The organism is Arthrobacter sp. MDT2-3, assembly GCF_059090465.1.
In genome coordinates this window covers 688,686-702,450 of the sequence record NZ_JBNHFS010000002.1, presented here as the reverse complement: position 1 = coordinate 702,450, position 13,765 = coordinate 688,686, and the positions used below count along the sequence as shown (strand labels likewise).

At 65.2% G+C, this 13,765-nt stretch carries 12 protein-coding genes; 6 read left to right on the top strand and 6 right to left on the bottom strand.

All coding sequences use genetic code 11. The annotated features are described in order from the left end of the window. Window positions 1–27: 27 nt before the first annotated feature. Window positions 28–1,926 carry a bifunctional copper resistance protein CopD/cytochrome c oxidase assembly protein gene (locus AC5RUQ_RS08915; protein WP_493946930.1) on the bottom strand — a complete coding sequence of 633 codons (1,899 nt, stop codon included), beginning with the start codon at window positions 1,924–1,926 and terminating at the stop codon, window positions 28–30. A gap of 161 nt (window positions 1,927–2,087) precedes the next feature. On the opposite strand from AC5RUQ_RS08915, the gene AC5RUQ_RS08910 reads away from it, so the two are divergent. The 3 genes from AC5RUQ_RS08910 to AC5RUQ_RS08900 all read left to right on the top strand — a co-directional run bounded on the left by AC5RUQ_RS08910 (window position 2,088) and on the right by AC5RUQ_RS08900 (window position 6,769). Further along, window positions 2,088–4,106: a multicopper oxidase family protein gene (locus AC5RUQ_RS08910; protein ID WP_493946929.1), complete on the top strand. Its 2,019-nt coding sequence runs from the start codon at window positions 2,088–2,090 to the stop codon at window positions 4,104–4,106. Between the two features lie 75 nt (window positions 4,107–4,181). Further along, window positions 4,182–5,018: an alpha/beta fold hydrolase gene (locus AC5RUQ_RS08905; RefSeq protein ID WP_493946927.1), complete on the top strand. Its 837-nt coding sequence runs from the start codon at window positions 4,182–4,184 to the stop codon at window positions 5,016–5,018. Then, window positions 5,015–6,769 (top strand): EAL domain-containing protein, encoded by a 1,755-nt coding sequence (locus tag AC5RUQ_RS08900; protein ID WP_493946926.1) that lies wholly within the window; start codon window positions 5,015–5,017, stop codon window positions 6,767–6,769. The genes AC5RUQ_RS08905 and AC5RUQ_RS08900 overlap by 4 nt, the downstream gene beginning before the upstream one ends. A gap of 157 nt (window positions 6,770–6,926) precedes the next feature. On the opposite strand, the gene AC5RUQ_RS08895 is transcribed toward AC5RUQ_RS08900, so the two are convergent. Then, window positions 6,927–7,253, bottom strand: coding sequence for a hypothetical protein (locus AC5RUQ_RS08895; RefSeq protein ID WP_493946925.1), 327 nt, complete (start codon window positions 7,251–7,253; stop codon window positions 6,927–6,929). 242 nt (window positions 7,254–7,495) lie between these two features. Further along, entirely contained in the window at window positions 7,496–7,840 is a 345-nt protein-coding gene (locus tag AC5RUQ_RS08890; RefSeq protein ID WP_493946924.1) for a thioredoxin domain-containing protein, read from the bottom strand. Between the two features lie 134 nt (window positions 7,841–7,974). On the opposite strand from AC5RUQ_RS08890, the gene AC5RUQ_RS08885 reads away from it, so the two are divergent. The 3 genes from AC5RUQ_RS08885 (at window position 7,975) to AC5RUQ_RS08875 (ending at window position 10,917) form a co-directional block, all read left to right on the top strand. Then, window positions 7,975–9,192: an MFS transporter gene (locus AC5RUQ_RS08885; protein ID WP_493946923.1), complete on the top strand. Its 1,218-nt coding sequence runs from the start codon at window positions 7,975–7,977 to the stop codon at window positions 9,190–9,192. A gap of 20 nt (window positions 9,193–9,212) precedes the next feature. Continuing rightward, window positions 9,213–9,914, top strand: a complete 702-nt coding sequence (locus AC5RUQ_RS08880; protein WP_493946922.1) for an esterase/lipase family protein — start codon at window positions 9,213–9,215, stop codon at window positions 9,912–9,914. Window positions 9,915–9,999: 85 nt separating this feature from the next. Continuing rightward, on the top strand, window positions 10,000–10,917 hold the full coding sequence (locus AC5RUQ_RS08875; RefSeq protein ID WP_493946921.1) for an LssY C-terminal domain-containing protein: 918 nt from the start codon (window positions 10,000–10,002) through the stop codon (window positions 10,915–10,917). A gap of 51 nt (window positions 10,918–10,968) precedes the next feature. Here AC5RUQ_RS08875 and AC5RUQ_RS08870 read toward each other — a convergent pair whose 3' ends face one another. The 3 genes from AC5RUQ_RS08870 to AC5RUQ_RS08860 all read right to left on the bottom strand — a co-directional run bounded on the left by AC5RUQ_RS08870 (window position 10,969) and on the right by AC5RUQ_RS08860 (window position 13,714). Next, window positions 10,969–11,664: a class I SAM-dependent methyltransferase gene (locus tag AC5RUQ_RS08870; RefSeq protein WP_493946920.1), complete on the bottom strand. Its 696-nt coding sequence runs from the start codon at window positions 11,662–11,664 to the stop codon at window positions 10,969–10,971. Window positions 11,665–11,709: 45 nt separating this feature from the next. Continuing rightward, entirely contained in the window at window positions 11,710–13,131 is a 1,422-nt protein-coding gene (locus AC5RUQ_RS08865; protein ID WP_493946919.1) for a hypothetical protein, read from the bottom strand. Window positions 13,132–13,237: 106 nt separating this feature from the next. Further along, a complete protein-coding gene (locus AC5RUQ_RS08860) occupies window positions 13,238–13,714 on the bottom strand; it encodes a hypothetical protein (RefSeq protein WP_493946918.1) in 477 nt (158 codons plus the stop codon). Window positions 13,715–13,765 lie beyond the last annotated feature (51 nt).

Below are 13,765 nucleotides of genomic sequence, written 5' to 3'. Positions count from 1 at the left end.
GACGCAGGAGGCGCAGCACGGGTGCACCTATTTCGCAGGTACTCGGGCTGCGCTGGCTGCCTGCCCTACCTGCTGGTTCTGTGCACCCTGGCCACCGCGGTTGCCGGCCATCGCGGCTGTGATGGCGAGCGTTATGGCGGCGATAGACCACATGATGGTGCCGCCCAGCTCCGGGGCGGCAGCCGCTGCCAGGCCCCAGGGTTGGCCTACCGAGGTGTACCAGGGCATTTCCATTGCCGGTGCCTGCTCCGTCAGTTTCCACCCGCCGAATGCGTAGACGCCGGCCATTCCTGCCAGGACGAACAGCCGCTGGCTTGCTGCGTTGCCGGTGCCGTGGTCCGGCGCCACGGTGAGCGTGGCGGTGGCCAGAGAGCCGGCGAGCAGGGCGAGCAGGGTCGTGGTGTTGTAGCCGATCTGGCCCACGGCTGCCCATTCGAGCAGGGGGGTGTAGTAGATGACGAGCAAGGACGCGGCGAGGATAAAGATGCCCAACACCGGATCCCGGCGCAGCGCCGCAAGCACCGGTTGTACGCACCGTTCCAGGAATTCCTTGACCCCGGCGCTGCCGTCTGTTCTGGCCCTGATGGCAAGGTTGGCCAGGGTCAGCGGGGCGGCCGGGAGGATCAGCAACGGTACGACGGCGGTGAGCATCATCTGGGTCAGGACGTGCGCGTTAAACAGGTAGCCCTGATAGAGGTGCACGCCCCCGTTAGTTACAACGAACAGCACTGCCATTCCCGCAAGCCACGCCGCCGTTCGCTGCGCGGGCCAGGGCCGCGCGCATGCCCGGAGCCGCCGCACCCCGGCCAGGTACGCGAAGACGGCGAAACCGCAGGCCAGGCTCCACAACGGGTCAGGAGCCCAGCCCGCAAGGTACTCCCAAAGGCCCGGCTCGGGCAGCCCGGCGGCGAAGTCCGCGGCAAACGTCTTCCCGGACCCGGCGGCCTTGGGTGGTTCTGTCCGGGCAAGCGCCGCGGCCATCCCCGAAGCGGAACCCATGACTGCGAGTTCGACGGCGGCGAGGGCGGCGAAGTGCCTGCCACCCCGCGCCGGGTGCTTATCAATCCGGCCCAGCAACCAGCGCCGGTGCAGCGCCCCGAACAGCCCGAGCACGATGAAGACTCCGGCCTTGGCCAGGACAATGACACCGTAGGGGCTCAGCAGGGCCTCGACCGTACTGATTCTGGTGAGGGCGCCCAGGATTCCTGAGACTGCGAGGGCGATGAAGCTGATCAACGCCAGCGTGGAGTACCGCCGTACCGTCACGCCCAGCTGGCCCACCGGCAGCACCGGCCTCAGCACGACCAGTGCCAGCAGGCCGCCCAGCCACACTGCGGCGGCGCCCGCGTGCACGAACAGGGTGGCGGTGCTGTCCGCGTGGTCGGTGCCGCCGGCCGCGTGGGATTTCATGACCAGCGGCAACAGCCCTGCGAAAGCCGCGGCGGCGGTGACGGCAAGAAGGCGCGGGCTCCTGAGCCGGAAGCACGAACAAGCTACGGCGGCGGCTATAAGCGTGCTCAGGGCCCCTGCCCGGCCAGCATCAATCCTGGCCAGGTACATCCAAAAGGCCTCATCGAGTCCGGCCGTCGGCGCCCTGTTGGCAAGGAGCAGGAAGCTTGCGGACGTGTGGACCGCGGCGGCCCCGGCCCAAACCACCGCCGACCATCCGGCAAGCTGAAGTGCCCGGGGATAGGCGGTCCCGCCGTGGGGGAGTGCGAAGGCTGCCAGGACCAGTGCACCGATGGTGCCGGCGCTGGCGAGGTTGAACAGCATCTTCGCTGCAGGCAGCCCCCAGGTCACGGCCGGGCCTGCCCGGTCCAACAGGCCCGGGTCCGCGCCGCCGCCGTAGATGTAAGCCCAGACCAGTGACAGTATCCCGGCCGCCAGCAGTGCCAGCAATGCCACTACCCGTGTTCTCAGCGACATCGTGCCCCTTCCGCCGCTCTACTGGCCCTGATCCCGCTCGCACGGCAACGTGGCCTCTTAAGTCATGCCAGCCTGGCGTGACCCGCTTGGGAAATCCTTGGCATCACCGGGCCCCAGATTTCCCCAACGTTTTCGCACCGTTGTTCCTCCACTCTTTGTTTATGTCGATTTCACGCCGTCAGGCACTGCAAATAGGTGGTATCGGAATCATCGGCGCCTTTGGGCTTGCCGTCCCGCTGCGATCGGTGGAGGCAAAGTCAGCGAGCCAGCTGGCCGCCGGCAACATGCCCAGGCCCTACCAGCGGGCTCTAACTATCCCGTCGGTGCTTCAACCCACACAAACCACTGTGGATGCCGACGGCCACAACAGGCACCACTACCGCATTGAGCAGAAACTCAGTTCGGCGAATATCGTGCCGGGCCTGAGCACGCCCATTCTTGGCTACAACGGAACGTTTCCGGGACCAACGATCAAGGTGAATCAGGGCGACCGCATCACTCTCATGATGGACAACGTGCTGCCTCTGCTCCATCCGCAGTGGGGGTACCGGCTTGATACGTCCACCCACCTGCACGGGGCGGCCTCATTGCCGCAGTTCGACGGGTACGCTAACGACCTGACCGGACTCGGCTACTGCAAGGACTACGAGTACGGCAACTTCCAACCGGCGCGGACCCTCTGGTATCACGACCATGCGGTCCACAACACGTCGCAAAGTGTCTACTCCGGGCTGGCGGGCCATTACCACCTGCACGACGAGGTTGAACGAAGCCTGCTTCCCCAGGGCAAGTTCGACGTGCCATTGACCGTTTCCGACGCCATGTTCGCCGCCAACGGCTCCCTGGCATATGACGACAACACCCACTCCGGCCTCTGGGGTGATGTCATCCTGGTAAACGGGGCGCCGTGGCCGGTCATGAAGGTCCAGCGGCGGATCTACCGCTTCCGCATCCTCAATGCTTCCATTTCCCGCTCCTACCGTTTCTCCCTTAGCACCGGGGACCCCGTGACCATGGTCGCCACGGATGGCGGCCTGATGCCCACAGCACAGCAGGTGACATCATGGCGGCACAGCGGCGCGGAGCGCTACGAAGTCCTCATCGACTTCTCCAAGTACCCGGCTGGAAAACGCGTGGAACTGCGCAACCTGTCCAACGACAACAACATTGACTACGACAACACCGGCAGGGTCATGGCCTTTGATGTGACGAATGAACCGGTGGACACGTCCGGGCCGGCCGCAAAGGTTATGCCGACACTGCTCGCACCAAGCACCGCCATGAGCCTGACGCCCTCCCAGTCCGTTAAAAGTCGGCACATGCGCGTGAAGCGGGACAACGACATCTGGACCTTCGGCGGCATGACGTGGGACGAAGTGGTGGAGAGCGGCTACCGGAAAGTGCTGGCAGACCCCGACCTGAACGATGTTGAAATCTGGACCATCGAAAACAGTTCAGGGGGATGGTTTCACCCGGTCCACATCCACCTGGTGGATTTCCAGATCCTCAGCCGCAACGGGAGAGCGCCCTTCAACTATGAACGCGGGCCCAAGGACGTGGTGTACGTCGGCGAGGGCGAGACGGTCCGGCTGCTCATGAAGTTTGAGCACCACCGCGGCCGGTACATGATCCACTGCCACAACCTCCCGCACGAGGATCACGACATGATGGCCCAGTTCAGCGTGGGCATCGATACGAACGATCCCGACCCCAACCACCCCATCGACGCCTCGAAGCCGCATCCGATCAACCAAACCGTACTGGTGGAGGAACCCACGGACGAGCCGACAACGGAAACGCCGGAACCAACCACCAGCGCAACCGCGACTGCGGAGCCAACCGATACTGCCACCACCGCGGAGGCAACACCGACGGCGACAGCAACCGCAACGGCGCAGACCGACGTCCTCACCATCACCACCGCGCGGCACCGCCTTAACAAGGACCTGGACGTCACGGGAACCTCCAGGATCGGCGGTGCCGTCCCGACCGGTTCAGCCTCGGTGAAGGTCTATGACGTCACGCCTGGACGTGCCGAAACCCTGCTGGGCACGGTCTCCATCAACTCCCTTGGCAGCTGGTCGCTGGTGGCCAAGCCCGGCCCGCGTCAACAGGTCACATCGGTCAGGGCCGTATCCAGCCGCGGGGGAACGGCCACGAGCCAGGTTCGCCGGGACTGAAACCTAGGATTCCGCATCCCCCCGCCGCTAGTATCTGAGGCAAGACAAGGTCACCCTAGGCAGGGGTCAGCAAGAATGGTCGAAGCAGCAACGGCAGCGGTTTCCACGGTGATCCACCGCAACAACGTCACGGTGTCCGGGCGGGCTGATGGGCCGGTGATGATGTTTGCCCACGGCTACGGCTGCGACCAGGATATGTGGCGCAAACTCCTGCCCTACTTCGCCGACGATTACCGGCTGGTGCTTTTTGACCACGTCGGTGCGGGCCATTCTGACGCCAACGCCTACGACCGGGAAAAGTACGGGTCCCTGGATGGCTACGCGGCGGACCTCTTGGAGATCTGCGCATGCCTGGACCTGAAGGACGTCATCCTTGTGGCCCACAGCGTCAGCGCGATGATGGCGGTGATCGCTGCAACACAGGAACCGGAGCGGTTCTCCCGGCTCATCCTTGTTGCCCCGTCGCCGCGCTACACCAACGACCCTGCGGAGGGCTACGTGGGCGGGTTTTCACAGGACGACATCGAGGGCCTGCTCGCGTCCCTGGACAGCAACTATTTCGCCTGGGCTGAAGCGCTGGCTCCGATGGCAATGGCCAACCCGGAGACTCCGGAGCTGGCCGAGGAACTGCGGAGCAGCTTCTGCCGGACCAACCCGTCCATTGCCAGGCATTTTGCCCGGGTCACTTTCCTCTCAGACACTCGGCAGGTGCTCGGGAAAGTGCCAACGGACAGCCTGATCCTGCAGTGTTCCGACGATCTGCTCGCGCCGCCGGAGGTAGGCACGTACGTGCACCAGCACCTGGTTCGCAGTTCCCTGGTGCACCTGCAGGCCACGGGTCACTGCCCGCACGTCAGTGCACCCCAGGCTACGGCCGACGCCATCCTGCAATATCTCGCTTCCAGTCCGTGACAGACACCCCGGGTCCGGACCCGGCCCACCTCGAAGCGCTGTTCAACCAGGCACCATGCGGCTACCTGGTGACGGACGACGGCGGCCGCATCACCGCGGTCAACGACACCTTCGTGAGCTGGACGGGTCACAGCCGCTGTGACCTGCTCGGATCCACCCTGCAGTCCCTCATGCCTGTGGGGGACCAGATCCTGTATTCGACCCACTGCATCCCACAGCTGGGGATAACGGGCGCCGTGTCCGAGATTGCGGTCGAAATCATCGGCGCCGACGGCCAGCGCCGGGCGGCTCTGCTCTCGGCGTCGCGGTCCCCGGCCTCAGGCGAGGGGCCCGCCGCCGTCCGCGTGGTTATCTTCAGCGCCCACGAACGCCGGATGTACGAGAAGGAACTGGTTGCAGCCCTTCGCGCGGCGGAGGAATCCGAGGCCCGGCGTGCCGAGGCTGAAAAGGAACTGCACTACCTCGCGCTGCACGATGCCCTCACCGGCCTGCCCAACAGGGCCGGGCTGAAGGCGGCGCTGGACCAACTTCCCGCCGGCGGTGCTGCCGGAATGCGCAGGCCGGCGGTCCTCTTCATAGACCTCGACCATTTCAAGGCCGTCAATGACAGCCTGGGGCACGCCGCGGGGGACGAGCTGCTGATCTCCGTCGCGCAGCGCCTGACGTCGCTGGCCGCAGGATCAAACACTGTGTCCCGGCTTTCCGGGGACGAGTTCGTTGTGGTGGGCGCCTTTGCCGGCCCGAAGGAAGCCACCGCGCTCGCTGCCGGGCTGCTGGAGGTCCTCCGGACACCGATGCAGATCGAAGGGCTGGAGATTGTCACGTCCGCGAGCATAGGAGTGGCAGTGGCCGATGACGGTGAAACCCTTGAAGACCTGATCCGGCGCGCCGATATCGCGATGTACCGGGCCAAGGAGCTGGGACGCAGCCGCTGGGAGCTGCATGAGCCGGCGGAGACGGATCCCACGGTGGACCGGCTGCGCGCGTTGGGCGAGCTTCGGCGTGGAATCAGGGAAGGCGCCCTCCGCGTGCACTACCAGCCCCAAATAGACCTGCGCACCGGGCGCACGAGGGGGGTGGAGGCGCTGGTCAGGTGGCAGCACCCCACGCGCGGCTTGCTCCCGCCGTCGGAGTTCATCACCATGGCCGAGGAATCCGGGCTGGTGCGGCCGCTGGGCGCATGGGTCCTGGGCGAAACGCTGAAGCAGGCAGACAACTGGCGGCGGCAGGGCCGCCCCGGCGCCCTTGAGTTCGCCGTTAACCTTTCTGCCCGCCAGCTCAACGACCCCGAACTGGTCCCGATGGTGGAAGCGGGCCTCCGGCTGCGGGGCATCGATCCCGCGCTCCTGCTGCTGGAAATAACCGAGACAGCCCTCATGGCCGATCCCAGCGCCGCACTCGCATCGCTCACCGCCCTCAAGAACCTGGGCGTAGGGCTGGCTGTTGACGACTTCGGCACGGGCTACTCGAGCCTGACGTACCTGAAAAAATTTCCCATCGACGAACTGAAAATCGACAGGTCCTTCATCAACGGCCTGGGCTCGGACTCCGGAGATTCGGCCATTGTGGGCAGCTGCATCGACCTGGCGCATGCTGTGGGTATCCGGGCAGTCGCCGAAGGCGTGGAAACCCCCGGCCAGGTTCACATGCTCAAGGCCATGGGCTGCGACCTCGCGCAGGGGTACCACTTCGCCCGGCCGCTTCCGGCCGGCCTCCTCGAGGAATGGCTGGACGCAAACGGCGGCGGTTAGCCGGCCCCCGGTGCGGCGTTCCCTCAAACCAAGAGTGCAGCTACCCGTCTATTCGGATACAGCTGCACTCAAAGTTTGTGGAAATCAGGAAGAAAAGAGTCTGGGGCTGGCACTCTGGCCCGATTGTGGGCGCTTCGGGTGCCTTGCCTGGAAGCTTCTAGGCGGCGATCAGTCCGCGCCTTGCGGGCGCGTGCTCCCGGCGCGCTGCCAGGACGCTGATGGTGCAAGGTGCCTGCTGCGGATCGATCCTGGCCGGCAGGTGGTGCGTTTCGGAAGCGGTATGAAGCATTTCGAGGGCTTCTGCATCGACCATCGCGTGGCTGATGTCCAGCTTCAGGTCCAGGCCTTCCCTTAGGGCATTGGCCCGCTTAACTACTACATAAAGTGCGTTCACGCTGTGAACGGTGATGTGCCCCTTTGCAATCACCAGAGCTTTGGCGTGGTCGAGATCTACACGGACAACGATATTGAGCTTTGAATTCAAGTTGTAAAACCTTCCCCGGCATTGGCTGCGACGCTGCAGCTTCTTGCTTTGGCCTGTTTCTTAAGCCTCATCCAGAGTAAGGGGCAAATGTGACCCACGCAACAGTTACGTATTTATTACACCGATTGGGATGCTGATCCTGTGACGCTCCGTGGCCCGCGTTGCTGGAAGCCGCACGCACGCCGGAACGACGGACAGCTGAAGCCGCCGCCCGCCGTCGAACTTTCCGACCAGGAACTGGCTCAGCCCACCGCTTCAGGAAGCCGCCCGGTTAAGACTGACACCGGCGCCGAGGACCAGCGCTCGCGCTCGGGCTCATAGGAGATGACCACGGAGGTGTCCCTGTCCCGCGCCTCCTCCATCGCGAGCAGCAGGGCGTCCTCAATGTGCCGCGCGTATTCGAGCCGCTCGGCCAAGGATCCCTGAAGCTCGCCGTCGTCGATCAGGACATGGCCTTTGCCGTCCACGATGACCTTCAGCGAATACCCCTGGTCCTCGTGGAGGGATCCCCGCGTAGTTGAAATCTCGGTGACCCTGTCTGCCCGGACCAGCCCGTTGCCGAGCGTACGGATCCACACTTCACCCATGGAAAAACCTCCCCTTTGGCAGTGGGCGCGAATCAGCACCCCATAAGGCAAACGGTAGTCCTTCGCAAGGGTTTTGTGACCCCCAAATGTTTGCCTTTCATTTCCCTGCTGCCGGCCACCCTAGGATAAATCTGATGACTTCCCCGGACGACCCCCAACCGTTCAGCCTGCGCGCCATCGCGGTGGCCGCTTTTGGCCCCACCCTGCTCTTCGGGATTGGTCAGGGAGCGATTCTTCCGGTGGTGGCGCTGACCGCCCGCGACCTTGGCGCGTCCGTCGCAGTCGCGGCGCTGATCGTCACGCTGATTGGACTGGGCTCGTGGTTTTTCAACCTGCCCGCATCGCTGGTCACGCTCAAATTCGGCGAACGCTGGGCCATCGTGGGCGCCGCTGTTGCGGCCGCACTGGCCCTGGCTGCAGCCGGTTTGTCCTCCCTCATCCCCAACGGACTGTGGCTGCTCGCGGTGGCGATGGCCGTCGTCGGTATGTCCGGCGCGGTCTTCGGGCTGGCCCGGCAGAAGTACCTCACCGAGGCCGTTCCCGTGGCGTTCCGGGCACGGGCGCTGTCCACCCTGGGCGGTGTGAACCGGATTGGTGTCTTCATTGGCCCGTTCCTGGGCGCTTTGGTGATGCAGTTTTCCGGCATCGGCGGGGCTTACTGGGTGGGTGTGGTGGCGATGGCCGCCGCCGCGCTGCTGTCCCTCACCATCCCGGACCTTGAGTTGGCGGACACGCACGACGGCGGGAGTGCCGGCCCGGAGCCCACCCTCCGCAGTGTGGCGGTTTCCCATGCCGGCGTCTTCCTGAGCGTGGGCGCCGGGATACTGCTGCTCAGCGCGCTGCGCTCGTCCCGCCAGGTGGTCATCCCGCTGTGGGCCGACCACCTGGGCATGGACGCGACCTCGGCCTCCCTGATTTACGGCCTCTCCGGGGCGATCGACATGCTGGTTTTCTATCCGGCCGGCAAGCTCATGGACCGGAAGGGCCGGCAGTTTGTGGCCGTCCCCTCCACCCTGCTGATGGGCGCTGCACTGCTGCTGATTCCGCTCACAGGGTCCTTTGTGGGGTTGCTCCTTGCGGCGCTCTTGATCGGATTCGGCAACGGGATCAGCTCGGGGCTGGTGATGACGCTGGGTGCGGACTTCTCGCCAGACCGTGGGCGTGGCCAGTTCCTGGGGCTCTGGCGGTTTATGGCCGACGCCGGTTCCACCGGCGGGCCTGTCCTCCTCTCCGGGGTGACGGCTTTGGCATCCCTGGGGGCGGGGATCTCAGCCACGGGCATACTCGGGTTCGCGGCGGCGGCCGTGTTCGCCGTCGTCATTCCCAAGCTGAAGCACCGGCGGAACTACTGACGGGGCGCTATCCTCAACAGATGAGTGAAACGGGAACGCCCACTCGAATCAGCGCGCTGCAAAAAGGCGCGTGGTGGCTGCATGACTACCTTTATGCCGGCGTCTGGCAGGTCCGCGGCATGCTCTCCCGCGTCCAGCCCGGCTCGTTCCACCAAGGCCACCGCGCTCCCGTGGTGATCATCCCCGGCGTGTACGAAAACTGGCAGTTTATGCTGCCCCTCATCCAGTGCATCCACGACGCCGGACATCCGGTTCACGTGGTGACCGTGCTGCAGCGGAACAGCCTGGACGTGCCCGCTGCCGCCAGGCTCGTGGCCCAGCACCTGGAGGAAGCGGGCTTGCGGGACGCCGCCATTGTGGCGCACAGCAAGGGCGGGCTTATTGGGAAGTATGCGATGCTGAACCTCGATCCGGAGCAGCGGATCGACCGGATGATCGCCGTGTGCACGCCGTTTTCCGGGTCGCGCTACGCCAAGTACATGCTGCTGCCCAGCCTGCGCATCTTCTCCCCGCGTAACGCCCTGACCCTCCAGCTGGCCAGGGAGGAGACCATCAACAGCCGCATCACCTCCATTTATGGGCCGTTCGATCCGCATATTCCCGAGGGCAGCGTGCTGCCGGGCGCCACCAATATTCAGCTGTCTGTCGCCGGGCACTTTCGAATCCTCGGGGATTCCGAAACGTCGCGGATCATCGTGGAGCAGTTGAACCTTCCGGCGTGACGCTTCGCTTCCGCCACGGTTGGGATGCAGCCTTCCGGCTGCACCTTAGGCTGGTCATGAGTTGGCGACCGAAAGGAGAAGCACTGTGACGTCCACTGGTGACGCCGGCCGCAAGCGGGCCGTCCCGGAAGAGCCGGACCACTCGCGTTCCAGCAGTGCTGTGGAGCGCCGGCAAAGCAGGTGGGCAACAGTCCTCGCTGTCCTGCAGCGGCTGCTGTACCTGGTGGTGACCATAGCCGTGGGCTGGGCTGTCTACTTCTTCCTGCTCGCCCGGCTTTCGCGCGGGCCAGAGCAGGCCTGGGTGTTCCTGCCGGTCTGGCTGATCCTGGCCTATGCGCTGCTGCCGCGTATCCACAAGATCCTCAGCAGCCTGTACATCCCGGACTACTTCATCGGGCGGACCAGGACGGGCGACGGCGTACTGGGGGATCCCGTGAACCTTGCCGTGGTGGGACCCAAGGAGGAGTTGCGCCAGGCGATGCGGACGGCGGGGTGGGTGGAAGCCGACCCCATTACCCTGGCCACGGCCTGGCACACCCTGACCTCGACGGTCCTGGGGCGCAGCTACCCGCAAGCCCCGGTGAGCTCGCTTTATGTGTTCGGCAACAAGCAGGACCTTGCATTCCAGCGGGAAATCGACGGGAATCCGCGTAAACGGCACCACGTCCGGTTCTGGAAATGCCCGGCCGGCTGGATGTTGCCCGGCGGACTGTCAGTGGACTGGGTGGGGGCGGGGACCTACGACCGCAGCGTGGGGTTGTCCCTGTTCACCTTCCAGATCACGCACAAGATCGCCGACCGGACGGACGAGGAACGCGACTTCATCATCGAGACCCTCCGCTCAGCCAACGCAGTTGAGTCCGTGCACGTCATCCTCAACTACTCCAGCGGATACCACCACCGCAACGGCGGCGGCGACGCCATTCGCACCGACGGGCACCTTCCGATCATCGACCTGCACCCGCCGGATCGGCTGCGGAGGGCGGGTTCCCCGGCCTCCTAGACCGTCGCATTGCCGGAGTTGGCTTCATGGACTCCGTGGGCGCGGGGCACGTCAACGGCCGCTGGGGCCGCCTGCGCGGGTGGCTGTGCCCAGGATATGCGCGACGGGAGGGGCCAACGGACCTGCCGAGAAGTCGAACCGCCGGCTGGCCTGCACCGTGAATCCCGCGGCGGTGATGGCCCGGAGCGTGTCCCGGTTGGGGTGGCAGCCGCCGGCCATCCGCTGCCAGGCCGGGGTGAGCAGGTCTTCGGCTGCGGCCAGCAGGCGGTTGTGGGAACGGACGTGCTCGTAAAAGGCGAGTGTCCCTCCGGGGCGCAGGACCCGGCGGATTTCAGCGAGTGCAGTGGCCTGGTCAGCCACGCTGCACAGGACGAGGCTGGCCACCACGGCGTCCGTGCCGGCATCGTCCGCGGGAATCTGTTCGGCGGCGCCGGCCCGAACCGTTATGGGCACCCGCGCGGAGGACGCACTGGCCAGGGCGAGGTTTCGGAGATAGTCGTCCGGTTCGATGGCCAGGACCTGGGTCACCGTTTCCGGGTAGAGCGCGAAGGACGAGCCGTTACCCGCGCCGATTTCGATGACGGTCCCGCTAAGGCGTGAAAGGATGGCTCGCCGGTGTTCCGTGCCGCCGCGGCGGTTCATCTCCTCCACGGCCCGCGCGTACGCCCGGGCGAAGCGGGGGTGCTGCAGGTCCGGCGGTCCGCTCTCGCCGGAGGGTCCTTGTTCCTGCCTGCTGGCGCCGGTCATTACAGTCCTTTTTCCGCCTGGTCTTAGCGATCCTAGCCTGCGTTGCTAGTCCGCGTTGAAGGGGTTGCTCGTGTCCGTGGCGAGCGTACCGCTGCTGGCCGTCAGGACGCACCCAGAAGCTTTACCGGCAATTTCGAGGTCGGGGAAAACGGCGAGGCCTGATGACGCTGCCCGCGTAAGCGTGCCCTTGATGGTGCAGTTGGACTGAAGCATGACCTGCGCGGAGCTATCAACCCGGTTGCCGAAGGCGTCCAGGACATGGACGGTCACCGGCGGCGTGATGGGCGTGTTCTTGAGGACGACGGCGGGAATGGCATCAAACTTGAGTCGCCCCGGGGCTGCGGCGGTGATGGTCGCGGTCACCGGGGCGGGAGCCGCCAGCCCTTGAGAAGCTGCAGTGATGGCCGCGGTGCCAGCTGTGGTGTCCCCGTAAAAGAACGACGCCGACGAGGACCCGGCGGGGATGGTCACAGTGGAGACTTTGGCGCCGTTTGCCGTGGCAGAAAAGATGGTGGCTCCGGCGGAGCTGGTGGCGAGCGAGACGCTGGAAGTCCCGGCAGTAACGGCATTGCCGTAAGCATCCTGGCGTTGAAGGGTCACCGGGCCAAGGGTTGCCGCACTTGAGGCCGGGCCCGTCAGGGCTGCGCCGCTGGTGACTATCAGCTTGCTGGCTGCGGCCGGAACAACCGTGAACGCGCTGCTAACGGCGCCGGCGTAACCAGGGCTGGAAGCGATCAGCGTGTAGCCCTCGCCTGCCTTGTTGATTGAGAGGCCGCTGAACGTGGCTGTGCCCCACCCACCGGTGGTGGCGGTGACCGTTCCGGACAGCGTCCCGGCAGTCGGATTGGCGCCAAGGCTGATGGTGACCGGGACTCCCCGTTCCCACACCTCAAGCCCGAAGATGGTCCGCAATTGCACGCTGAAAGAAGCAATCGGTGAGCCGGCAGTCACGGTGGCGGACGGCTGCGAGTCGAAGGAGAGGTCACGAAGGCTGGTCACCGCTACGGTTCCGCTGACGGGGCCTGCTGCTGTCCAGGAACGGTGGACGGCCGTTACCTGGTAGCGGTGCGTGCCCTCGGGGACTGATGCGTCCGTGCACGTTGTACCTGCGATCGGAGCGGCCGGGCTGGAGCCGCAAGCGGACACGGCTGTGGAACCGGAGATACGGGTGACGAAGTAGCCCGTCGGAACCACCGCGCCGCTGGACCCTGTCCAGCTGACGGCAACATTTGAGTTGCTGCTTGCCGGCACCGAAACGTTGGTGGGCGGAAGCAGCGTGGCGACTGACGCCGTCGTACTTCCGGATCCGGAAGCCCGCCAGTGCGCTGTAGCGGGAGCAGCGCCTGCGAAAGCAGCAATAAAAAGGATCACGACGGCTAGCACTCCGGCCCGCAGGAGCCAGTTAAACCAAACCAGCTCCCGCCAAAGCCGGGGGGTGGCTTCGGGGGAGCTGGCGTTTGTGGGCACGGGGACCTTCCGGAAAAAATCGAGCTTGATAGCGGTCAGGCGGACTTCATCACCATTGGGCTACGAAGCTGATGGACTGCTTCAGGAAGGTGACTCCTTGCCCTCTTCAGCTGGCCGTGAAGTGCAGGGGCACCGTGGCGCCTTTGCAACCGTCCTGGTTGACGCCGGGGCGGTCGACCATCTGAAGCGATACGGTGCCGGATACCGTGCCATTGGCCGGGATCTCGGTTGCGGTGAAGCTGGGCGTGCCTACAGCGAAGTCCAGGGCAGAACACCCGGAGACCTCGGTCCAAGCGGAACCATTGGTGCCGGCGACAGTCACAACAACGTTGGTCAGCTTCTGGACGCCGGCATCTGCGGGGTTTTTCACGGTGAACGTGAAAGTCTGGACTGGACCGTTGGGGGAGAGCGGATCGCCGGCAACGGTGCTGGTGATGGTGAAGTTCTTGGAGGTGCCGGCCTTGGTAGTGGTGTCGTGCGAGCCCGTCGCCGTCCAGTAGGCGAAAGCTGCACCGCCGCCGATAGCTACCAGTGCGGCAGTGGTGCCGATGATGCGCTTCTTACGTCCAGCAACCTTGCTCATGTCATACCCCTAAAACTTTTGCGGTAACCGCAGAGACCCTGTGAGCCTGTG